This is a genomic window from Micromonospora sp. NBC_00421, assembly GCF_036017915.1.
Lineage (GTDB): Bacteria > Actinomycetota > Actinomycetes > Mycobacteriales > Micromonosporaceae > Micromonospora.
This window is the reverse complement of sequence record NZ_CP107929.1, coordinates 6,483,960-6,505,369: the sequence shown is the minus strand read 5'-3', so window position 1 is coordinate 6,505,369 and position 21,410 is coordinate 6,483,960. Positions and strand designations below refer to the sequence as shown.

The following is a 21,410-nucleotide window of genomic DNA, read 5'->3' as shown; positions in this document are numbered from 1 at the left end:
CTCACTCCTCGCGCTCACAGGGACTCCCCCAGGTAGGCCGCCTGGACGGTGGCGTTGGCCATCACGGTCTGCGGGGTGTCGCAGGCGAGCAGTGCGCCGTGGTGCATCACGGCGATCCGGTCGGCCAGTTCCAGGATCACGTCCATGTGGTGCTCCACCATCAGCACCGACCGGCCACTGTCGCCGGTCAGCGACCTGATCACGTCCACCAGTTCGGGGACGTTCTCGGCGCTGACCCCGGCCATCGGCTCGTCGAGCAGCATCACCCGGGGTTCCCCGGCGAGCAGCAGGGCGATCTCCAGCTTGCGTTTCTCGCCGTGGGCCAGGGTGCCGGCCAGCGCCGTACCCCGGTGGTGCAGGCCGACCCGGTCGAGCGCCGCGTCGGCGGCGGCGGCCACCTCCCGGTCGGCCGCCGCCCGCCGCCACAGCTTCATCGAGCCACCCCGGTACGCCTGTACGGCCAGCCGGACGTTCTCCCGCACGGTGAGCGACCCGAAGACCGAGGACGCCTGGAAGGTACGGCCCAGACCGCGCCGGGCGCGTCGGTGCGGTGGGAGTGCGGTGACGTCCTCGCCGTCGAGCAGGACCCGGCCGCCGGTCGGCTGGCGTAGGCCGGTGATCAGGTTGAACAGGGAGGTCTTGCCGGCGCCGTTCGGCCCGATCACGCCCAGGAACTCCCCGGGTGCCAGGTCGAGGTGTACGTCGTCGACGATGGCGACCTCACCGATCCGCCAGGTCAGACCACGGGTGGCGAGCACCGGTCAGCCCTTCATCGGGGTGACCGGCGGCGCGGTCTCGTCCCCGGTCAGGGTCTTCTGCGCGGCGGCGGTGAACGCGGTGCCGCTGCCGGTGAGCTTGGCCTGGTACATCGGCTGGAGCAGGGCGTGGTCGTCGGCGCGGATGGTCATCGGGCCCTTCACCCCGTCGAACGTCCAGCCTTCGAGGGCGGTGACCATCTTGTCGACGTCGTCCCCACCCTCCTGGGCGGCCCGGACGACCATCTGCGCGGCGGCGAAACCGTCGGGGTGGAACAGGTCGAGCGTCCCGCCGGGGATCTTCGCCTTGGCGGCCTTGGCGGCCTCGGTGTCGCTGGCCCCGTCGAAGTAGTGCGACAGGAACGAGATCTTGCTGCCGGCCGCGCCGAAGGTCGGCCAGGAGGCGCGGATGTCCAGCCCGGTGACGACCGTGGTGGAGGCGAGCACGCCCTGCTGGTCGAGGGTCTGCCACATGGCCGGTGCGGTGGTGCCCGCCCAGGCGACGAAGAGCAGGTCCGGCCTGGCGGCCTTGATCTGGCTGGCGAACGGGGTGAACTCGCTGGCGCTGGCCGGGGCCCGGACGCTGCTGACGGTGGCGCCCGCCCCACCGATGACCGCCTTGACGGCGGCCTCGTTGGCGTCGCCGAACGCGCCGTCCTGGGCGAACACGACGACCTTCTTGCCGGTCGGGTCGCCGATGAACGACTTAGCGGTCACCACGTCCTGGTAGGACTGCCGGCCGGAGCGGAACGTGTACCTGTTGGCGCCGGTGACCGCGTCGGTGGCGGCCGGGCCGGAGATGAACAGGACCTTGTTCTGGGCGGCGATCGGGGCGACCTGGAGCGCCACCCCGGACGCCGTCGACCCGGCGATGATCTTCGTGCCCTTGCCGATCAGATCCTTGGCGGCGGAGACCGCCTTGGCCGGGTCACCGGCGTCGTCGACCTCGGTCAGCTCGACGGTGCGGTCACCGACCCTGCCGGTGCCCCTGGTGGCGAAGTCGAGGCCCGCCTTGAAACCCTCGACGTACTGCTTTCCGTAGCTGGCCAGGGCACCGGACTGGGAGTAGACCAGGCCGACCTTGACCGGGGCGGCCGAGTCACCGCCGCCGGAGGCGGTGTCCTGCGGGCTGCCGCAGGCGGTGGCGGCGAGCGCCGCGGCCATCATCGTGGCGGCGGAGAGGAACGCCCGCCGGGTGTGCCGGACCGTCATCGCGACTCCAGGTGAGGACAGGAAGCTTGTGACGGCTCACGCTAGAAGTGACGTCACCCACGGGCTATGTGGCGACGACACACAAGTGACACGTACCGGGTGGCCGGTGTTAACAGTCGTCACGACGACCCGGCGTGTCACCTGGTGCCGGGTGGCGCTCACCCCCATCACCCGCCCGGCCCGGGTGTCGCCCCCCGCCACCGCTGCGCCACCGTTGCCGCCCGGCCGATCGCCGCGGTGCCCGCTGCCCGACTCACGGGTCGGCCCTCGTCGGCGGGTCGCAGCCGCCGTCGTGGTCGGCCGGGCGCGAACAACGCCGGCCGCCCGCCAGTCGCCGGTCGCAGTAGACCCAGTGGCGTACGGACTGCTCGTCCTCCCGGGACACGGTGGTACCGCCCCGGTCGACATCGGCCAGGAACCCGAGCGCCCGGGTGACCACCCGGGCGAATCCCCGCGCGGCGACCAGATCCTCGGCGACAACCGGCAGGTGTACGACGAACCGCTCCCGGCTCACCAGCGCACGTCCGAGGTGAAGTGGGTGCGCCAGGAGCGCAGGGCGCTCTTGATCCGCTGGTTTTCCTCCCGGACGATGGCCAGATCACGCCGGGTCTTCGCCAGGTCGGCGGCCACCCGGTGCAGGAAGGCGTCCACTTCCACCGGGTCGAGTCCCCGCTTGACCAGGCCGAACTGTCGTTCCTGGACCTGCCGGGCGGTCAGCGGCCGACACACCTCCGAGCGGTACCACCCACCGTTGGGCGGGCGCTGCGGCCGACGTCGTTCCGCCCGGCGACGCCAGAGGCAGTTGCCCGAACGGCCTGGCCAGGGACTGCGGCCCGGACGGCCGGGCCAGAGGCTGCGGAACAGGGACAGCAGGATGCGCATGGGTCACCTTCCGGGGTCGGGTCGGGTCGCTGCGGTGGAAGGCGACCCGGCCCGCCGATAGGGGACGCGGGCCGGGTCACCCGACCTCGGGACCGCAGCCCTGGGCGGCGGTACGGCCCCGAAGCCAACCCTTGGTGTCCGCCCCCGAGGTTTGCCGAACCAACCGGAACCGGACATCCACAACATACCCAAAATGTTTGTGTAGGTCGACCCTCTGTTCACGCGACACGACAGCTTGTTGCAGTTACTGGTGCAGGCCCGGCATGATCAGAGACGCCGAACCAACCGGAGTCTCACCATGCCCACAGCTGAAGCCCCATACCGCCAGATCGCCAATGAACTCACCGCGAAGATCAAGAGCGGTGAACTCAAACCCGGCGACAAACTGCCGTCCACCCGCGAGCTTGCCGAGGCGTACCAGGTGCACATGAACACCGCCTCGCGCGCGCTCTCACTGCTGCACGACCGCGAGCTGATCACCGGTCAGCCCGGCCGTGGCACCTACGTCGCCCAGACCTCGACGCGGTAACGGCCGCGCGGCAACCCGGTGGGGTGCGTGCGGCCGTGGCGGCGTCCACGATCAGAGGTTGCCCGGACCGGCGACACATAGTGCACGCAGATCCTTTGGACCTGATGACGTCAACGGATCAGCCGATCCGCGGGAGGGCTGCGGAAGCGGTGCCGGCCGGCGTTCTCCCGTCCACCCCATCGTCCTGAGCCCCTCCGCCGGGCCCCTCGGGCTGCGCGGCCTGGTGGGGCATGACGTGAGGTCCGCTCCGTTAGGGTGAGCCGATGCGGCGACTCACCGATGGGACGGTCCTGGCCGTCGGCAGGCTGACTCTGGCCGCAACCGAACTTGAGTACGTGCTGGCCGGCATCGGTGCCGACAGCGCCAACCGGGCTGACCAGGCCAACCGGGGCGACCGGGGCGACCAGGCCAACCGGGGCGACCGGGGCGACTTGGCCAACCAGGCTGATCGGGCTGATCGGGCTGATCGGGCTGATTGGGCCGACGGTGGCAGCCTCGCCACGATCTTCACCGCTCCCGGTGAGCCGGTGCAGGCGGCACGACGCCACGCCCGGCAGGCCGCCCCGGAGCACCGTACCGAGTTCGTCGGGCTGGTCGAGGCTGCCGCGACGTACCTCGTGCAGAGCCGGACGGCCGTACGCGCGCTGTGGCTCGACGGAAACCGCGTCGATGCGGCGACCTTCGACGAGATCACCGGCCTCATCCTGCGCTGCCGCGACCGGCTCCAGGCACTGCGCGACGACCTCGATCACCCGTCGGCCACGCCACCCCGTACCCGCTGACCACCCCGCAGCAGCCAGACCCGGCGCGGCCCATGCCCGCGTCACGACCATCCTGCTCCGTTGACCGCCCGAGCGCGCCCCCACCAGCTCGATCAGTTCCCGAATGGTGGGCCGACCTGCTCGGCGACCGTCCAACCTCGGCCATTGTGGAGAGTTATTGCGGCCCTGGCGGCCCTGGCGGCCCTGGCGACAAGAACTCTCCACAATCCGACGACCCGAACCACCCGCGCGTCCGCGTTACGCCCAGCGCGGTGGCAGTCTGCCCAGCGTGCGTACGGCGGTCGACGACATCGCCGCCAGTTCGGGCTGGGCGGGCAGGAACACCGTGGGGACGCCCAGCGACTGGTTCATCGCGGCGAGCCGGCATTCGGCCTGAAGGTCGGTGGTGTTCCGCACGCCCCGGACGATCACCCCCACCCCGTGGCCGAGGCAGTAGGCGGAGGTCAGACCGCGCCAGGCGACGACGGTGACGGAGGACCATCCGGCCGGCAGACCGGCCCGGACGGCGGCGGCCCGCTCCCCTTCGTCGACGTCCGGATTCTTGCTGCTGTTCATCGCGACGAGTACGACCACCTCGTCGAAGAGGGCGCGGGCCCGGTCCACCACGTCCAGATGCCCGGGGGTGAAGGGGTCGAAGCTGCCGGGATAGACGGCGCGCACGCGTACCCGAGCGGGGTTTCCTGCCGTCGGCGGCGGCCCGGCCGATGGTCCGGGCGTCACCACCCCAGGACCCGCTGCGCGTCGCGGCTGACCTGCGCGGAGGCGAGGGGGGTCCAGGAGGCGAACAGCTCCCGGAGGTACGCGCCGTGCCGTGCCGCCACGGTCGGATCCTGCTCGACGACATCCAGTTCGTTGACGATGCTCAGGTCCGTGAACGACCTGAGCCGCGCCGTGTCCGGCGTGCTCACCTGCCCGGTGAAGCGGTCGAACACCTGGCCGGTTTCTGCCAGTTTCCGCCAGCTGCGCTTGCGGTCGCAGGCGCCGTACAGATAGACGATCTCCTCGGCCTCGGAACCTACGAGGTCCCGCAGCACCGCACGGTCGGCCCGGTCGAGCAGTGCGAGGTCGAAGCCGTCGGTGCCGTAGGCGGCGTGGGCCAGGCCGGCGGCCTGCACGTCATGGGCGCAGCCGAGCGCGGCGAGCCGGTCGCCGACCCGGCACAGGTGGGCGTAGAGGGTGCCGCCGGGATGCGCGATCTGCTCGGCGCCGTGCCGGCGGAGCCAGCCCCGCACCCCGTCGTCGGTCCCCATGCCCCGACTGTAGGTATCGACCACCGAAACCCGCCGCCCCCGGGCCAAGGGCAAAAATCACACCACCATCGGTACGCCGCACACCGGTCACGACCGGCGTCCCCCGGCGGATACGCATAGACCCGCCACCGGCGTCCCCCGACGGGTACGCATAAACCGCCACCGGCTGAATCGTTTACGTCATCAGGTCGAAAGGGGCCGCATGGCTATAGGTGTCGCAGGCGGTGACCGCCTCGCCGTGCCCGGCCGAAACCGCGTGGCCCACCCCGTTGGAGCCCACCCCCACCCTCGCCCGGGGACCCGGTCAGTCGATCACGCAGGGCGCGGGATCAGCAGGCACGGGGTCAGCGGGCGCGGGATCAGCAGGCGCGGGGGTCAACAGGCGCGGGGGTCAACAGGCGTAGGGATCAGCGGGTAAGGGTCAGCGGGTGGGGAGGCCGGCGCGGGCGGCGACGGCGGTGTCGGGCTGGTCGGCGAAGACGCCGTCCAGGCCGAGGCCGAGGAAGAGTTCGTACTCGGCGGTGATGTCGCCCCGGGCGTTCGGGTCGGTGCCGATCCGGAAGTCGACCGGGAGGAACTGGTTCTCGGCGCGGAACGTCCAGGCGTGCACCACCAGCCGGTGCCGGTGCGCGTCGCGGATCACCGTGGTCGGGGCGAGCAGCTTGCCGGTGGCGTCCCGGGGGACGATCAGGTTCTTGTTCAGCCCGACCCCGTCGGCGTACCCGGCGATCCCGCGCAGGCCGGCGGCGGTCGCCAGGTCCTGGTAGGTGCGAGGGTCACCGGCGACGGTGAAGTCGTAGGGCCGGCCGGTGGCGTCGAGGAGCTGGACCAGTGGCACGTCGGTCATCCGGTCGAGCTTGCGCAGGTTGGCGGTCTCGAAGGACTGGATGAAGACCGGGTCGTCGCGGTGGGTCAGCCTGTTGCGGCGCAGCACCGCGACCAGGGGCTCCTCCAGCGGCAGCCCGATCGAGGCGAAGTAGCTCGGATGCTTGGTCTCCGGGTAGACGCCGATGGTGCGGCCCCGGGCCTTCGACTCGGCGCGGGCCAGGTCCAGCACCTCCTGGAAGGTGGGCACCTCGAACCGGCCGTCGAAGGCGGTGTTCGCCACCCGTACCTGCGGCAGCCGCTCCTTGGCCCGCAGCGTCTTCAGCTCGGCCAGTGTGAAGTCCTCGGTGAACCAGCCGGTGACCGGCACCCCGTCGATGGTCTTCGTGGCCTTGCGGGCGGCGAACTCCGGGCGGGCCGCCACGTCGGTCGTACCGGAGATCTCGTTCTCGTGCCGGGCGACGAGCACCCGGTCCCGGGTGGAGACCAGGTCGGGCTCGATGTAGTCGGCACCCAGCCGGATCGCCAGCCGGTACGCCTCCAGGGTGTGCTCCGGGCGGTAACCGCTGGCCCCCCGGTGGCCGATCACCACGGGCCGGTGGGTGGCCCGGTCGGCACGGTCCGCGTCGTCCTCGCGGGCCGAGGCCGCGCCGGGCACGGCCACCGGAACGGCGACGGCCACGGCGAGCAGCGCGCCGGCCACCCCGAGAGCGGAAAGGGTACGTCGCAACGCGATCTCCTTCGTCGATGGACGTCCGACAGGTCGCGGGACGTCCCGGCAGGTGGGCGTCACCAGCAGACCGGGCGCGGCTGACCGGCAGTTGGTCGTCGACTGACCGCCAGGTGAACCCTGCGGGGAAACCGGCGCGGGAGCCGGGACCGCACCGGGATACGCGATTCACCGACCCGACTTCGCCGGAATCGACAGGATTGTCTGGTGCGCGGGTTCCTTCGTCACCCAGTCCGGCTGGTGCCGTTCGGTTTCCTGGTGGCGATCGCGATCGGCACCGGCCTGCTGATGCTGCCCTGGGCCACCAGCGCACACCGCTACACCCCGCCGGTCACCGCGCTCTTCACCGCCACCTCGGCGGTCTCGGTCACCGGCCTGGCGGTCACCGACACCCCGAACTACTGGAACGGTTTCGGGCTGGCGATGATCACCGTGCTGACCCAGGCCGGCGGGTTGGGCATCCTCACCGGCGCGGCCCTGGTCAGCCTGGCGGTCACCCGGCAGCTCGGGCTGCGCAACCGGCTGCTGGTACAGGCCGAGACAGCCGAGTACGGCTTCGCCGACCTCCGTCGTCTGCTGCTGCGCATCGCCGGCACGGTGTTCGGCTGCGAACTGGTGATGACCGTGGTGGTCACCGGCCGGCTCTGGCTCACCTACCACTACCCGCCGGGCCGGGCACTGTGGTCCGGGGCGTTCCACTCGATCCAGGCGTTCAACAACGGCGGTTTCACCCTCTACACCGACGGTCTGGTCGGCTTCGCCCGTGATCCGTGGGTGTCGCTGCCGCTGGCCCTCGGCGCGATCGTCGGCGGGCTGGGCTTCCCCGCGCTGTTCGAGGCGTTCCGTCAACGCCGCCGACCGGTCCGCTGGGCGGTCGCCACCAAGCTGACCATCTGGGGCACCGTGGTGCTGCTGGCCATCGGTGTCGTCGGCCTGCTCGCCACCGAGTGGCACAACCCGTTCACCATCGGCACCTACGACACCCCGGACAAGCTGCTCGCCTCGTTCACCCAGATCGCGCTCAGCCGTACCGGCGGGTTCGACGTGATCGGCGTGGCGGCGTTGAAGGAGGAGAGCTACCCCCTGCTCATCGCCCTGATGTTCATCGGCGGTGGCAGCGCCAGCACCGCCGGTGGGATCAAGGTCTCCACGTTCTTCCTGCTCGGCTTCGTCATCTGGGCGGAGCTGCGCGGCGAGCCGGACGTCACGGTGGGCCGCCGCCGGATCGCGGTGGTCAGCCAACGCCAGGCGTTGACGGTGGCGCTGATCAGCGTCGCGCTGGTGACCGCCGGCACGTTCGGCCTGACCGTGCTCACCACAGGCGTCCGGTTCAACGAGACGCTGTTCGAGGTGACCTCGGCGTTCAGCACCGCCGGCCTCACCGTCGGGCTCACCCCGCAACTGCCCGCGTCGGGCCAACTGGTGCTGACCGTGCTGATGTACATCGGTCGGATCGGACCGCTCACCCTCGGCTCGGCGATCGCGTTGAACACCCGACGCCGGCTCTACCGCTACCCGAAGGAGCAACCCGTTGTCGGCTAGGGACGAGGACGACGGCGACATCGCCGTGATCGGGCTGGGCCGGTTCGGCTGCCACCTGGCCGGGGCGCTGGCCCGGCTCGGCCACCAGGTGCTCGCCGTGGACCGCGACGCCGAACGGGTGCAGCGCTGGTCGGCGTCGCTGGACCGGGTGGTGCAGGCCGACGCCACCGAGGAACAGGCGCTACGGCAGCTCGGCGTCGGCGACTTCCGTCGGGTGGTGGTCGCCATCGGCGCCTCGGTGGAGGCCAGCGTGCTCACCGTGCTGGCCCTGACCGAGGTGGGCGTACCGCAGATCTGGGCGCGGGCGACCTCCCGGAAGCACGCCAAGATCCTGGCCTCGGTCGGCGCGCAGCACGTGGTCTTCCCGGAGGCGGAGGCCGGGGAACGGACGGCCCACCTGATCGTCAGCCGGATGCTCGACTTCATGGAGTTCGGCGAGGACTTCGCCATCGCCAAGGTGCCGGTGCCGCCGCCGCTTGTCGGCCGCCGGCTGCGGGAGATCGCGGCTCAGGAGCGGTACGGGGTGATGGTGGTCGGCGCCAAACCGGCAGGCGAACGCTTCCGGTACGCCGACCCCGAGACCGTGCTCGGGCCGGGCAGCATCCTCATCGTGGAGGGCGGGATCGCCCAGGTACAACAGTTCGCGGCCCTGCGCTGAGCCTCAGCCCCGAGGTCCCCGGCCGGGACCGCCGCCTCTACCGCCGCCCTTGCCTCCCCTCCCAGTCACTTTCCCGCTTTTCCCGGTGCCCCACCCGGCCCCTTGCCCGCCGCCGGCCCCTGTCCCTTGCCGGGCTGCTCGGCCTTCGGCTTGGGCTTCGCCGGCCCGGCCGCAGCGGACCCGCCCTTGCCCGAGGTCTTGCCCGACGACTTCGCCGGCTTCTTCGCCACGGGTTTCTTCGCCGTCGGCGGCTTCACCACCGGGGCGCTGCCGGCCACCCCGGAGACCCGCACCCCGCAGCTCGACTCGCCGACGCTGAACTCCAGCGGCAGCGGGTTGCCGCCGGTGTACCGGCCGGTCAGCGAGACCTCCTCCGCCGCGCCCGGGGCCAGCGCGGCGCTTCCGGCCGCCGGGGTGACCCGGACCAGCCGCCCCTCCTGGCGTACCCCGGGGGTGGTCGTGGTGACGGTCTGCTGGCCGGGGAACGCGAAGCTCATCGTCCAGTCGCGCAGCTCCCGGGGACCGGTGTTGGTGAGCGTGAGCTGGGCGGCGAAGTCCTTGCCGGAGTCGCTGCGCAGCGCGTACTCGACCTCGCACCCGATGGGCTCGGGCAACCCCATCCGGGCCTCGGTGGGCCGGTCGGCACCACCGCTGGCGGGGCTGCGCGAGGTCACCCCCCAGATCGCCGCGGTGACCGCGACGAGACTCACGGCGGCCACCCCGGCCTCGATCCGGCGGCGGCGGGTGGCGGCCCGCCGGTTGCGGGTCCGGCCCGAGAAGGGCAACGCGTCGGTGTCGGCCGACCAGGGCAGGATCGTGGTGCCGGCGTTGGCGAGCAGGGCCGGATCGAGCAGCCCGGGGGCCGGGGAGACCGGCACCGCCGCGACCATCCCGGCCGCGCCGGCGAGGGTACGCGCCACCTCGGTCGTCGCCGGCCGGTCCTCGGGGCGCTTGGCCAGGCAGCGACCGACCAGCTCGACCACCTCGTCGGGGAGCCCGCGTACCGGGGGCATCGGCTCCGGGTCGTGGTACATGTGCGCCCGCAACATCTGGGTGGTGGTGCTGGCCTGCCAGGGGAGCCGCCCGGTGAGCATCCGGTAGAGCAGCAGCCCGACCGCGTACACGTCGGTGGCCGGGGAGACCTGGCCGTTGTCGAGGCGTTCCGGGGCGAGGTAGGCGGGGGTGCCGAGCAGGGTGCCGTCCGGCCCCTTCTCGCTCTCGCCGACCAGCGCGGAGATGCCGAAGTCGACCACCTTCACCCCGGTGGCGGTAAGCATGACGTTGCCCGGTGTGACGTCCCGGTGCACCACCCCCCGGGCGTGCGCGGTGGCCAGCGCCGAGGTCACCTCGGCACCGATGGTCACCGCCTCCCGCCAGGGCAGCTGCCCGTCGCGGCCGAGCCGCGCGGTGAGCGGGCCGCCGTCCACCAGCTCCATCACCACGTACGGCACGGTCAGCCCGACCTGCTCGGACTCGCCGTAGTCGTACACGTTGGTGATGTTGGGGTGGCAGAGCCGGGCGGCGGCCTGCGCCTCGATCCGGATCCGGTGCCGGAAGGCCCGGTCGGCGGCCAGCCGGGAGGCGAGCACCTTGACCGCGACCTGACGGCCGAGCACCTGGTCGTAGCCGCGCCACACCACGGACATGCCGCCCGCGCCGAGCTGCTCGATCAGCCGGTACCGCTCACCGAGGAGCTGGGCGGCGTTGCGCACTCCTGCACCCATGGTCGACCGAGTTGCCCGGGACGACCCGGCCTACACCTCGATGGTCGTAATCGGTCAGGAAAGTCACCCGATCAGGCGGTCGCGAGCAATTGGTCCACCGGGGCGTAGTCGTCGGTCAACACCAGCGCGCCGTCGACGAACCGGGTCACCTCGCTGCCGGCCAACATGTCCGGGATCTTCGCCACCGTGCCCAGCCGGATCCGCAGCGCGTCCAGCGGCAGGGGGGCGTCCGAGGCGACGATGAGGAAGTTGCTGCCCTGCCGCCCGGCGATCGCCTCCGGCGGCGCGACAAGCGCCACGTGGTCGAACTCGGCGGCCACCGTGGCCAGCTCCGCGCGGATGAACCGGCCCGGCGGGTAGTCGATGACGTTCTGCACGTAGATCCCGCCGGGGCGGAGCACCCGGTCGACCTCCGCCGCCATCTCCCGGGTGGCCAGGTGCCAGGGCACCACCAGGTGTCCGAAGGCGTCCCCGACGACCAGGTCACGGCTGTCCGCCGGCTCCCCGCCGACAAGCATCCGGGCGTCCCCCACCTCCGCCCGCAGCCCCGGCCCGGTCCTGACGCCCAACTCCCGCCGGTCCAGCTCGACCAGCTCGCCGTCGATCTCGAAGACCACGTTGTCGGTGCCCGGCCGGGTGGCGCCCAGGTAGCGGGGCATGGTGAACCCGCCCCCGCCCAGGTGCAGCGCGTCCAGCCGCTGCCCCTTCGGGGCGGACACGTCGGCGACCGCGCCGATCCACTGGGTGTACTCGTACTCCAGGTGGGTCGGGTCGTTCAGGTCGACGTACGAGTGCTGGGCCGAGTTGAGGTAGAGCGTGCGCCCACCGGCCCGGGACGGGTCGGCCTCCACCCGGGCGCAGTGGTAGGCGGTCTCCACGTCGCACGGGTTCGGCGCGACCGCGCTCAGCCCCGCCGCGACCAGCCCGAGCACCGCCAGGGTGGCCTTCGTCCGGGCCGGACCGGGCAACCCGGCGGCCTCCTGCCGACGCAGGTAGACCCCGAGCGCCAGCCCGACCACGCCGAGCGCCGCCGCCAGGCCGATCAGGATCACCGTGCTGGGCAGCGCCGCGACCAGCACGAAGCCGGTGCCCAGGGTGGCGGTGATGCCGCCGAGGGTGCCGATGCCGGAGAGCCGCCCGACCACCTGCCCGGTGCGCCGAAGGTCGGCCAGTTGCAGCTTCACCACAAGCGGGGTGACCGCCGACAGCAGCGCCGCCGGCACGAACACCGCCAGCGCGGTGAGCAGCAGGATGCCGCTGACCGCCCCGCCGCGCAGCAGCTCACCGGCGTACCGGACCACCGGCAGGGTGACAGCGGCGGCGATGCCGGCCAGGATCAACGCCGGGGCGAGCAGCCCGCGCGGGTCGCGCCGGTCGGCCAGCCACCCACCCGACCACGCCCCGTACGCGATGGCGGCCAGCGCGATGCCGATCACCGAGCTGGTCACCTGGAGGGTCACCCCGACGTACGGGCCGACCAGGCGCAGCGAGACCGTCTCCAGCACCAGCACCGCGCCGCTGGAAAAGAAGACCAGGAACGCGGCGAGCCCGTTGGGCAGGGCGCGGGAGGGGACCGGCGCGGAGGGCGTCGGCGCGGTCACGACGTCGGACGATGTGCTGCTCACCGTCGCGATGCTACGTCCCGTTCCTGGGCCGGACGGTCAGTACATCGAAAGGTGAACATGGTTTGTGTGGTCGGCGGCCGGGCTGCCCGACCCGCTGTACGCCCGCCAACCGGTGTTCGGCATCCAGATCTGCCGGTACCAGATCACATAGAGCACGCCGAGCCGGTTGGCGTTGTTCTTGAAGTAGTTGGCCAGGCTGTCGCCGTACGCCTTGTCCCCGCCGGTGGCCGTCTCGTCCTTGAAGCCGCTTGTGGCGGCCGAGAAGTCGCAGGCCCGGCCCTTGGGGTGCTCGCCGCCCCCGCCGCTGCGGTGGCAGGACACGAACCGCTTGTAACCGGCCGCCTTGGCCTGCTGCATGGCGTGCAGGGTGCGTGGGGTGATGCAGCCGGAGGTGGTCGGGTCGTTCACCGAGCACGACTCGCCCGGCCACGACCCGTCGGAGTTTCGCGGGGCCGGCTTCGCCGAACTCGACCCGCCGCTGAAACCGGCGCTACTGCCCGAGCTGACCGTGGCCAGGGCGCGTTCGGCCTCCCGCTTCTTCTTCGCCAGCGTGGCGAGCTGCTTCTGCTGCTCGCGGACCTCGGTGTTGATGGCGATGGTGGCCTCGGCGGCGGTCTGCCGCGCCTCGGCGAGCGCGCGGAGCTGTTTGCCGTCCCGCTGGGCCATCATGTCGAGGTCGGCGGCGCGCTTGAGGAACGCCTCCGGGCTGGCCGTGTTGAGCAGCATCGACGTCGGGGTCAACCGGCCCACCCGGTAGGACTGCGCGGCCACCTCGCCCACCTGGGCGGTCAGCTCGCCCAGCCGGCCCTCGATCACCTTCAGCTCGGCGGTCAACGCGGTCTGCCGCCGCTTGGAGTTGTCCAGCTTGGCCTTGGCCTCGATGTGCCCCTTCGCCGCCGCCGTGAGCGCGTCCTTGAGCTGCTTGGTGCCGCCCTCGCCGGGTTCTGCCGAGGCGGGCACCGCGCCGACGCCGAGCAGCAGCGCCAGCGAGGCGAGCAGCACGGTCAACGGTCGACGCAGACGTGGCCGGGTCAGGCTGGTCCTGGGCACGGGGGTGTCCTTCCCTCTGCCGCCGACGCCCGGTCGCAGGCCGGCACGGCGGCGGTCCCGCCGGCCCCGGTTGGCGGCCTGGGGGCGGAGACCGCCGGTCACATTACCGCAATCACACGCGGTGACCAGGCCCGTGACGACACCTGACAACAACCCTCGACCCGGCGTGTCGGGCCGGTCGCCGAGGGTCCAACTCGTCGATCTGTCGGGCGCCGGGCAGGGCCTCCCGGCAGGAGTCGCCGGGCAGGGCCTCCCGGCAGGAGTCACAGTGGCGAGGGAGCGGGCGGTCAGTCGCCGAGCAGGGCGGCGCGGACCTCCTGCCAGGTCGGCTCGTCGACGGCGACCAGCAGCCCCCGACCGTCGTCGGCCGGGTGGTACTCGGTGCCGTCGAACCGCCGGGCCACCCCGCCCGCCTCGCGGACCAGCAGCGCACCGGGAGCGTGGTCCCAGGGCAGGGTCCGCCAGAACATCACGAACTGCTGCTCCCCGGTGAGCAGGTCGAGGTACTCCCGCCCGGCGCAGTGCTGACCCGGCAGCAGCTCCCCGATCCGCCCCTCGCCGGCCGCCACCCGGTCCCGGGTGGCCTGCGGCAGGTACTGGACCATCGCGGTGCCCCGCAACCGCTGCGGCGCGACGGTGGCACCGGAGCGCACCGGCCGGCCGTCCAGCCGGGTGCCGTCGCCGGCACGGGCCACGGCCATCGTCCCGGCCAGCGGGTCGAACACCCAGGACGCGGCCGGTTCACCCGCGCTGAGCAGGGCCACCATCAGGGCGAACGGGCGGCGGCCGGCGGCGAAGTTCCCGGTGCCGTCGACCGGGTCGACCACCCAGACGTCGCCGCCGTCGCGCAGGTGACGCAGCAACGACCCGTCCTCGGCCACCGCCTCCTCGCCGACGACGAGCGAGCCGGGCAGCAGCCGGCGCAGCTCCGCCGAGATCCGCTCCTCGGCCCGCTGGTCGGCGACGGTGACCAGGTCACCCGGGGCCTTCTCGGTGACGTCGGCGTCGTCCAGCTTGCGGAACAGCGGCAGCACCACGTCCGCCGCGGTCTCCCGTAGCAGGGTGTCGACGTCGGCGAGCAGTTGGTCAGCCACGCGGCGGCAACTTGACCACGCTGACGAAGAACTCGTCGATCTGGCGGACCACCGAGATGAAACGTTCGAAGTCCACCGGCTTGGTCACGTAGGCGTTGGCGTGCAGCTGATAGCTGCGCAGGATGTCCTCGTCGGCCTGGGAGGTGGTGAGCACCACCACCGGGATCCGGCGCAGCTGCTCGTCGTTCTTGATCTCCTCCAGCACCTCCCGGCCGTCCCGGCGCGGCAGGTTGAGGTCGAGCAGGATCAGGTCCGGGGTCACCGCGTCCGTGTACCGGCCCTCGCGCCGCAGGTAGTCCAGCGCCTCGGCGCCGTCGGACACGACGGTCAGCCGGTTACGGAGCTTGTGCTCCTCGAACGCCTCCTGGGTCATCAGCACGTCACCCGGATCGTCCTCGACCAACAGAACCTCGATCGGGCTCTTGCCGTCCGCCGGCGCGGTCATCCCACCCTCTCCTTCGTACCACCCGTGGTGCCTTGTCCCGGCGACCCGCCGGGTGGGTCCTCGTCCTGCACCCCGCCCGGCTGCCGCCCGACCGGTGCCGGCCGGTCCGCCGGCTCGGCCTCCCCGGCCGGCGCGGGCGTCTCCCCCACCGGGTGGGACGCGGCAGCGGCGTCGGTGGTCGTCTCCGGGCCGTCCCCGCCGGTCGTCGCCGTGGCGTCCGTCCCGGCCGGCTCCGTGCCGTCCGGGTCGGCCGTGGCATCCGCCTCGGCCGCCGCCTTCGCCGCCTCGACGTCCTCCGGGCGGGCCGGGAGGGTGAACCGGATCGCGGTCCCCTCGGCCTGGTCGGTGTCCACCCAGACCCGACCGCCGTGGTACTCGACGATCTTCTTGACGATGGCCAGGCCGATGCCGGTGCCCGGGTAGGCGTCCTTGGCGTGCAGCCGCTGGAAGATCACGAAGATCTTGTCGGCGAACTCGGGCTCGATGCCGATGCCGTTGTCCTGGCAGGTGATCTCCCACTCGGCATCGACCAGCCGTGCCGAGACCCGCACCTTCGGCGCGACGTCGGGGCGGCGGAACTTCACCGAGTTGCTGACCAGGTTGACGAGCAGGTTGGTGAGCAGCGGCTCCTCGCCCCGGATCACCGGCAGCTCGCCCCAGGTCAGCTCGGCGTCGGCGTACTGCCGGCCCGGCTCGGTCTGGCTGGCCACGTCGGCCATCACCTTGTTGAGGTCGACGTCGACGAAGCCGGTGGTGAGCCGGCCGATCCGGGAGAACGCCAGCAGGTCGTTGATCAGGCGTTGCATCCGCTGCGCGCCGTCCACCGCGAACGCGATGTACTGGTCGGCCCGCTCGTCGAGCTGCCCGGCGTACCGGCGCTGGAGCAGCTGGCAGAAGCTGGCCACCTTGCGCAACGGCTCCTGGAGGTCGTGCGAGGCGACGTAGGCGAACTGCTCCAGGTCACGGTTGGAGCGGGTCAGCTCCTCGGCCTGTTTCTGCAACTGGCTGTTGACCCACTCGATGTTCTCCCGGGCGGCCCGCACCTCCGCCAGGTCCTTGGCGATCTTCTGCCGCATCACGTCCACGTCGTCGGCGAGCCGGCGGAACTCCGGCGGCCCCGACCCGGCGATGTGGTGCTGGTAGTCACCCGCGGCGACCTCCCGCACCTGCTGGGCCAGGCCGGTCAGCGGCCGGATCACCATCCGCTCCAGGGAGAGCACCATCAGGATCCCGGCGACGACCACCACCACCGCCGCGACGACCAGCAGCGCCACCAGCAGGTTGCCGGTCCGCTCGATGTCCCGGGCACCCTGCTCCCGCTCGGCCAGGATCGCCGCCTGGAGGTCACCCACCGACGCCCGGATCTGGTCGAACTGCTGCCGGGCCTGGGCGGTGATCAACGCCTGGGCGGCAACCGTGCCGCTGCTCCCGGTGGTCGCGATCACCGGCTCGGCCACCGACCGCCGCCAGGCGTCCGCCTGCTGCTGGGCGGTGCGCAGCGCGCCGGCGATCGCCGGATAGTCCCGGCTCAGGGTGGTGATGGTGGCGGCCACGTCGCGCTCCTGCTGCACCCCCTGCTCGTACGGGGCCAGGTCGGCGCGGTTGCCGCTCACCGCGTAACCGCGGATGCCGGTCTCCTGGTCGAGCAGCGCGTTGAGCAGTTCCTGCCCCTGCACCCGCAGCGGGCCGGTCCGGGTGAGCAGCGCGTCGGTGTGGGCGCGGTTCTTCGTGGCCACCGCCGCCTCGGCGACGGCCAGCCCGACCAGCAGCACGCCGACCACGGCCAGCAGCGCCAGCACCCGACGACGCAGGGTCCACCCCGAACGGTACGTGTTCACCGGCCACCGCCCCGGGTGACGAGCAGCATGGCGACGTCGTCGGCGAGCGGCCCCCCGTTGATCTGCTCGGCCCGGCCGACCAGCCAGGCGGGCAACTCGGACAGCGGCACGGCGTGGTTGGCGCGCTCCTGGAGCAGGCCGGTCAGCCCGTCGACGTCCAACCGGTCGTCACCGTCACCCACCCGCCCCTCGATCAGGCCGTCGGTGTACATCAACAGGGACCAGTCATCGGTGTCGAACTCCAGATCGAACGCGACGGGACGGCGGGGTCGTACGCCGAGCAGCAGGCCACCACGGGCCGGAACCGGCGCGACCTTACCGCCGGACAGCAGCAACGGCGGCGGGTGACCCGCCAACCGGACGGTGGCCCGGTTGGCGGCCAGGTCGAGCCGGGCGGTGGCGACGGTGGCGAAGATCTCCTGGAGCCGGCGCTCGCTCATCAGGACCTGCTCCAGGGCGGGCAGCACCTCGTCGTCGGGCACCCCGGCCAGGATCAGCGCCCGCCAGGCCACCCGCAGCTCGACGCCGAGGGCCGCCTCGTCCACCCCGTGCCCGCAGACGTCACCGACGATCAGGTCGACCCGGTCGGGGCGGGTCTGCACCACGTCGAAGAAGTCCCCGCCGATCAGGGCCGCGTGCCGGCCCGGCCGGTAGAAGGTGTGCACCGCCACCTCGTCGGTGGTCATCAGCGGCTGGGGCAGCAGGCCCCGTTCCAACCGGGCCGACTCGGCCTGGCGCAGCTCGACCTCACGCAGCCGACGGGCGTTCTCGTCGGCCCGCTTGCGCTCCACCGCGTAGCGCAGGGCGCGGGTCAGCAACACCCCGTCGACCTGCCCCTTGACCAGGTAGTCCTGGGCGCCCTCGGCGACCGCGACGATGCCGAGGTGCTCGTCGGAGCGGCCGGTCAGCACGCAGACCGCCGCGCCGCTTGACATCTCCAGCACCCGGCGCAGCCCGTCCAGGCCCTGTGCGTCGGGCAGCCCGAGGTCGAGCAGGACGCAGTCGACCCCGGCGATCCGCTGCCGGGCCTCGCTGAGGCTGGTGGCGACAAGCAGGTCGATCATCGAGTTGGTCTCGGCGAGCAGCTCACCGACCAGGAAGGCGTCGCCCTCGTCGTCCTCGACCAGCAGCACCCGCAGCCGTTCACCGGGCGGCAGGTTGGCGTGGGGCCCGAGCCCGCCGTGCGGGTACGGCGCGGCGGAGGACCCGGCCATGCCAGGCCCCCGGTGCGACCGGGTCACCGCCGCGAGACGCGGGAGTTCGCTGGTGATGTCGGGCTCCTTCCGAGTGCCCTACTGATCCTGTATTAGACAACGGTCGCACACAACACGGTCCGCCCGGTCGGGGCGTACCCGGGCAAGGCCGTCATCGGGTGAGCGTCCGGTCAGCCTCCCGCGTCACGGTTCGGTCCCGGTACGCCCCGCTCTCCCCCGGTCGGGGCAGGATGATGCCCACCCCCCGCACCACCTCCGAGGAGTCCCCGTGGGCGTACCCCCCGCCTCCGCCGCCGACCGGGCGCTGACCCGGCCCCGGCGTCGTCCGCTCGCCGCCCTCGCCGCCGTCCTGGCGCTGGTCGCGGTGGGTGCGGCGATGCTGGTCACCCTGGCCACCCCGACGCCCCGACCGGCGGACGCCCCGGCCGACGAGTTCAGCGCCGGGCGGGCCTACCGGACCGTGCAGACGGTGGCGGCCCGGCCGCACCCCGCCGGCAGTGCGGCCAACGACCAGGTGCGCGAGCATCTGGTCGGGGCACTGCGCGGGCTGGGCCTTCAGACCGAGGTGCAGGACACCGTCGCCCCGGAGGCCGGGCAGCTCAGCGGGGCGGCCGGCGGGGCCACCTTCGCCCGGGTCCGCAATGTGGTGGCCCGGCTCCCCGGCACCGCCTCCACCGGCCGGGTCTTCCTGGTGGCGCACTACGACTCGGTGCAGACCGGCCCGGGTGGCAACGACGACGCGGCCGGCACCTCCACCGTGCTGGAGGTGGCCCGCGCGCTGGCCGCCGGCCCCCGGCCCCGCAACGACGTCGTGTTCGTGCTGACCGACGCCGAGGAGGCGTGCCTGTGCGGCGCGTCGGCGTTCGCGGCCAGCCACCCGCTGGCCGCCGACGGCGGGGTGGTGCTCAACCTGGAGGCCCGGGGCGCGACCGGCCCGGTGATCATGTTCGAGACGTCAAGGAACAACGCCGGGCTGGTGGCCGCCTTCGGCCGGGGCGCACCGCACCCGGTGGGCACCTCGTTCGCGGTGGAGATCTACCGGGCGCTGCCCAACGACACCGACTTCACCGCCTTCCTCGACCACGACTTCGTCGGGCTGAACTCGGCCTACATCGACGGGGGCGCGATCTACCACACCCCGCTGGACACCCCGGCGGCGATGGACCGGGGCAGCCTCCAGATGCACGGCGACAACGCGCTCGGGCTGGCCCGGGAGTTCGGCCGCACCGACCTGACGGCGCTGAAGTCCGGGCACGACGCCGCCTACTTCCCGGTGCCGGGCGGGCTGGTCCGCTACCCCGGCTGGTTGACCTGGCCGCTGGCCGCCCTGGCGGTGCTCGGGGTGCTGGCGTTGGGTTGGCTGGTCCGGCGCACCGGCCGGGCCGGCACCGGTCGGCTGTTCGCCGGGTTCGGGCTGGCGCTGGTGCCGATCGTGGTCGCCCCGCTCGCCGCCCAACTGCTCTGGGCGGGGATCACCGCGCTGCGCCCCGGCTACGCCGAACTGCTCGACCCGTACCGGCCGGTCTGGTACCGGTTGGCGGTGGTGGCGCTCGCCGCCGCCATCCTGCTCGCCTGGTACGCGCTGGCCCGCCGCTGGGCCGGCCCGGCCGCGCTGGCCGTCGGCGGGCTGGGCTGGCTGGCCCTGCTCGGGGTGGTGCTGGCCGCGCTGGTGCCCGGCGGGGCGTACCTGGCCACCCTGCCGGCGCTGGCCGGCGCGCTCGCCGGCCTGGTCGCGCTGCGCACCCGGATCGACGGCCCGTGGCCGGTGCTCGCGGTGGCCCTGGCCGGCGCGGTCGCCGTGGTGATCCTGCTGCCCACCGTGGTGCTGCTCTTCCCCGCGCTGGGGATGGCGATGGGCGGGGTCGCGGCGCTGTTCGCGGTGCTGCTGGGGCTGGCCGCGCTGCCGGTGCTCGACCTGCTGCACCCGGCCGCCGGCGGCCAGCGCGGCCTGGTCGCCGGCCGCGCCCGCCGGCTCGGCGCGCTGCCGGCCGTCGCCGCCGCGCTGGCCGCCACGGTGTTCGCCGGGGTCGGCCTGGCCGTCGACCGCTTCGACGCCGCCCACCCCGTGCCCACCCACCTGATGTACGCCCTCGACGCCGACACCGGCACCGCGCGGTGGATCAGCCGGGAGGCCGACCCGCAGCCGTGGACCGACGGGTACGTCGACGGCCCGGCCGGGGTCGACGGCTTCCCCGGCCTGGGCGATGCGGACCTGCGCGGCGGCCCGGCCCCGGCGGCGGACCTGCCTGCCCCGACGGTGCAGGTGCTGGCGGACACCAACGCCGGTGGACTGCGCACCCTGCGGTTGCGGCTGCTCCCCCAGCGGACGGTCCGGCTCGCCACCCTGCACGTGGACGCCACCACCGCCGAGGTGACCCGGGCCGAGGTGGCCGGGCGGGAGGTGCCGGTCGGGCGGCAGCCGACCGTCGAGGAGGCATCGTCCGACCGGTGGGGTTTCGGGATCGTCTTCCACGCCCCACCGTCGGAGGGGGTCGAGATCACCCTGACCGTGCGGCCCCGGGCGGGGCAGGTGGCGTTGCGGGCGATGGACGCCAGCGACGGGCTGGAGGCGTTGCCGGGGTTCCGGAAGCGGCCGGCTGCGGTGGGGGTGGTCGGGTCGCACACCTCGGAGATGCTGGCGGTCGCCCGCACGTATCCGTTCTGACGCAATGGTCGGAGGCGGTCGGTTATCCGTGGCCACGGATAACCGGTCGCCGGGTCCGGTCGCGCCGGCTACGGTCCGCAGGATGCGGCTGGAGAAGGTCACCCCGGAGAACTACGAGGCGGCGCTCGGGCTGTCGGTGCGACCCGATCAGGAGGATCTGGTCGGGCCGGTGGTCAAGTCACTGGCCGAGGCGTACGTCTTCCCGGACATCGCCTGGCCGAGGCTGATCTTCGACGGCGACCGGCTGGTCGGCTTCCTGATGGCCTTCCTCGACTACGCGTGGGGCGACAACCCCGATGACGTCCGATCCGGCCTCTGGCGACTCAACATCGCGGCCGATGCCCAGGGGAAGGGCTACGGGCGGTTCGCCGTCGAGGCCGTCTGCGCGGAGATCCGCGCCCGGGGCGGCAAGCGGGCGTACGTCACCTGGGTGCCTCGGGCGGGCGGGCCGGAGGGCTTCTATCTCAAGCTGGGCTTCCGGCCAACCGGCGAACAGAGCGACGGGGAGACGGTCGCCGTCCTGGACCTCTGACAGTGCTGATGTGGAGCGGATCACCCGGTTGGGCTGACTCACCTTCTGACGGATTCCG

General features: G+C 72.7%; 20 protein-coding genes. 6 read left to right on the top strand and 14 right to left on the bottom strand.

The window, feature by feature from the left end; all coding sequences use genetic code 11:
* Positions 1 to 14: 14 nt before the first annotated feature.
* The 4 genes from OHQ87_RS27960 to OHQ87_RS27945 form a co-directional block, all read right to left on the bottom strand.
* On the bottom strand, positions 15 to 758 hold the full coding sequence (locus OHQ87_RS27960; protein WP_328342704.1) for an ABC transporter ATP-binding protein: 744 nt from the start codon (positions 756 to 758) through the stop codon (positions 15 to 17).
* 3 nt (positions 759 to 761) lie between these two features.
* Entirely contained in the window at positions 762 to 1,967 is a 1,206-nt protein-coding gene (locus OHQ87_RS27955) for a substrate-binding domain-containing protein (RefSeq protein WP_328342703.1), read from the bottom strand.
* Positions 1,968 to 2,220: 253 nt separating this feature from the next.
* Entirely contained in the window at positions 2,221 to 2,481 is a 261-nt protein-coding gene (locus OHQ87_RS27950) for a hypothetical protein (protein WP_328342701.1), read from the bottom strand.
* Positions 2,478 to 2,849: a DivIVA domain-containing protein gene (locus tag OHQ87_RS27945; protein ID WP_328342699.1), complete on the bottom strand. Its 372-nt coding sequence runs from the start codon at positions 2,847 to 2,849 to the stop codon at positions 2,478 to 2,480. The genes OHQ87_RS27950 and OHQ87_RS27945 overlap by 4 nt, the downstream gene beginning before the upstream one ends.
* Positions 2,850 to 3,147: 298 nt before the next feature.
* Between OHQ87_RS27945 and OHQ87_RS27940 the strand changes: the two genes are divergently transcribed.
* Entirely contained in the window at positions 3,148 to 3,378 is a 231-nt protein-coding gene (locus tag OHQ87_RS27940; RefSeq protein WP_328342697.1) for a GntR family transcriptional regulator, read from the top strand.
* 263 nt (positions 3,379 to 3,641) lie between these two features.
* Positions 3,642 to 4,160, top strand: a complete 519-nt coding sequence (locus OHQ87_RS27935) for a hypothetical protein (RefSeq protein WP_328342695.1) — start codon at positions 3,642 to 3,644, stop codon at positions 4,158 to 4,160.
* 237 nt (positions 4,161 to 4,397) lie between these two features.
* On the opposite strand, the gene coaD is transcribed toward OHQ87_RS27935, so the two are convergent.
* The 3 genes from coaD to OHQ87_RS27920 form a co-directional block, all read right to left on the bottom strand.
* Positions 4,398 to 4,820: a pantetheine-phosphate adenylyltransferase gene (coaD, locus tag OHQ87_RS27930; RefSeq protein WP_328342692.1), complete on the bottom strand. Its 423-nt coding sequence runs from the start codon at positions 4,818 to 4,820 to the stop codon at positions 4,398 to 4,400.
* Between the two features lie 56 nt (positions 4,821 to 4,876).
* Positions 4,877 to 5,410: a DUF6817 domain-containing protein gene (locus OHQ87_RS27925; protein WP_328342691.1), complete on the bottom strand. Its 534-nt coding sequence runs from the start codon at positions 5,408 to 5,410 to the stop codon at positions 4,877 to 4,879.
* A 421-nt stretch (positions 5,411 to 5,831) separates the two neighbouring features.
* Positions 5,832 to 6,965 (bottom strand): glycerophosphodiester phosphodiesterase, encoded by a 1,134-nt coding sequence (locus tag OHQ87_RS27920; protein ID WP_328342690.1) that lies wholly within the window; start codon positions 6,963 to 6,965, stop codon positions 5,832 to 5,834.
* A gap of 207 nt (positions 6,966 to 7,172) precedes the next feature.
* Between OHQ87_RS27920 and OHQ87_RS27915 the strand changes: the two genes are divergently transcribed.
* Positions 7,173 to 8,507, top strand: coding sequence for a TrkH family potassium uptake protein (locus OHQ87_RS27915; RefSeq protein ID WP_328342688.1), 1,335 nt, complete (start codon positions 7,173 to 7,175; stop codon positions 8,505 to 8,507).
* Positions 8,497 to 9,165, top strand: coding sequence for a potassium channel family protein (locus OHQ87_RS27910; RefSeq protein WP_328342686.1), 669 nt, complete (start codon positions 8,497 to 8,499; stop codon positions 9,163 to 9,165). The genes OHQ87_RS27915 and OHQ87_RS27910 overlap by 11 nt, the downstream gene beginning before the upstream one ends.
* A gap of 65 nt (positions 9,166 to 9,230) precedes the next feature.
* Here the strand turns inward: OHQ87_RS27910 and OHQ87_RS27905 are convergent, their stop codons facing one another.
* The 7 genes from OHQ87_RS27905 to OHQ87_RS27875 form a co-directional block, all read right to left on the bottom strand.
* A complete protein-coding gene (locus OHQ87_RS27905; RefSeq protein WP_328342684.1) occupies positions 9,231 to 10,889 on the bottom strand; it encodes a serine/threonine-protein kinase in 1,659 nt (552 codons plus the stop codon).
* Positions 10,890 to 10,960: 71 nt separating this feature from the next.
* Positions 10,961 to 12,514 carry a fused MFS/spermidine synthase gene (locus OHQ87_RS27900; protein WP_328342682.1) on the bottom strand — a complete coding sequence of 518 codons (1,554 nt, stop codon included), beginning with the start codon at positions 12,512 to 12,514 and terminating at the stop codon, positions 10,961 to 10,963.
* 36 nt (positions 12,515 to 12,550) lie between these two features.
* The gene (locus OHQ87_RS27895; protein ID WP_328342680.1) at positions 12,551 to 13,564 is read right to left on the bottom strand and encodes a coiled-coil domain-containing protein; all 1,014 of its coding nucleotides are present in this window, start codon (positions 13,562 to 13,564) and stop codon (positions 12,551 to 12,553) included.
* Positions 13,565 to 13,851: 287 nt separating this feature from the next.
* Positions 13,852 to 14,658 (bottom strand): inositol monophosphatase family protein, encoded by an 807-nt coding sequence (locus OHQ87_RS27890; RefSeq protein WP_328342678.1) that lies wholly within the window; start codon positions 14,656 to 14,658, stop codon positions 13,852 to 13,854.
* Complete coding sequence (locus OHQ87_RS27885) at positions 14,651 to 15,103, bottom strand: response regulator (protein WP_328342676.1); 453 nt, start codon at positions 15,101 to 15,103, stop codon at positions 14,651 to 14,653. Before OHQ87_RS27885 ends, OHQ87_RS27890 begins: the two co-directional genes overlap by 8 nt.
* Positions 15,100 to 16,941 carry a sensor histidine kinase gene (locus OHQ87_RS27880; protein ID WP_328342674.1) on the bottom strand — a complete coding sequence of 614 codons (1,842 nt, stop codon included), beginning with the start codon at positions 16,939 to 16,941 and terminating at the stop codon, positions 15,100 to 15,102. Before OHQ87_RS27880 ends, OHQ87_RS27885 begins: the two co-directional genes overlap by 4 nt.
* The gene (locus OHQ87_RS27875; protein ID WP_328342672.1) at positions 16,938 to 18,155 is read right to left on the bottom strand and encodes a PP2C family protein-serine/threonine phosphatase; all 1,218 of its coding nucleotides are present in this window, start codon (positions 18,153 to 18,155) and stop codon (positions 16,938 to 16,940) included. The genes OHQ87_RS27880 and OHQ87_RS27875 overlap by 4 nt, the downstream gene beginning before the upstream one ends.
* Before the next feature lie 268 nt (positions 18,156 to 18,423).
* Here OHQ87_RS27875 and OHQ87_RS27870 point away from each other — a divergent pair, with 268 nt between their 5' ends.
* Positions 18,424 to 20,820, top strand: coding sequence for a M28 family peptidase (locus OHQ87_RS27870; RefSeq protein ID WP_328342670.1), 2,397 nt, complete (start codon positions 18,424 to 18,426; stop codon positions 20,818 to 20,820).
* An 82-nt stretch (positions 20,821 to 20,902) separates the two neighbouring features.
* Positions 20,903 to 21,352, top strand: a complete 450-nt coding sequence (locus tag OHQ87_RS27865) for a GNAT family N-acetyltransferase (protein WP_328342668.1) — start codon at positions 20,903 to 20,905, stop codon at positions 21,350 to 21,352.
* The last annotated feature ends 58 nt before the right edge of the window (positions 21,353 to 21,410 follow it).

Bases quoted from the DNA above. Each gene is read 5' to 3' on its own strand.
- OHQ87_RS27925 (WP_328342691.1), bottom strand. From the start codon at position 5,410: ATGGGGACCGACGACGGGGTGCGGGGCTGGCTCCGCCGGCACGGCGCC.
- OHQ87_RS27945 (WP_328342699.1), bottom strand. From the start codon at position 2,849: ATGCGCATCCTGCTGTCCCTGTTCCGCAGCCTCTGGCCCGGCCGTCCG.
- OHQ87_RS27940 (WP_328342697.1), top strand. From the start codon at position 3,148: ATGCCCACAGCTGAAGCCCCATACCGCCAGATCGCCAATGAACTCACC.
- OHQ87_RS27875 (WP_328342672.1), bottom strand. From the start codon at position 18,155: ATGGCCGGGTCCTCCGCCGCGCCGTACCCGCACGGCGGGCTCGGGCCC.
- OHQ87_RS27955 (WP_328342703.1), bottom strand. From the start codon at position 1,967: ATGACGGTCCGGCACACCCGGCGGGCGTTCCTCTCCGCCGCCACGATG.
- OHQ87_RS27905 (WP_328342684.1), bottom strand. From the start codon at position 10,889: ATGGGTGCAGGAGTGCGCAACGCCGCCCAGCTCCTCGGTGAGCGGTAC.
- OHQ87_RS27885 (WP_328342676.1), bottom strand. From the start codon at position 15,103: ATGACCGCGCCGGCGGACGGCAAGAGCCCGATCGAGGTTCTGTTGGTC.
- OHQ87_RS27865 (WP_328342668.1), top strand. From the start codon at position 20,903: ATGCGGCTGGAGAAGGTCACCCCGGAGAACTACGAGGCGGCGCTCGGG.
- OHQ87_RS27935 (WP_328342695.1), top strand. From the start codon at position 3,642: ATGCGGCGACTCACCGATGGGACGGTCCTGGCCGTCGGCAGGCTGACT.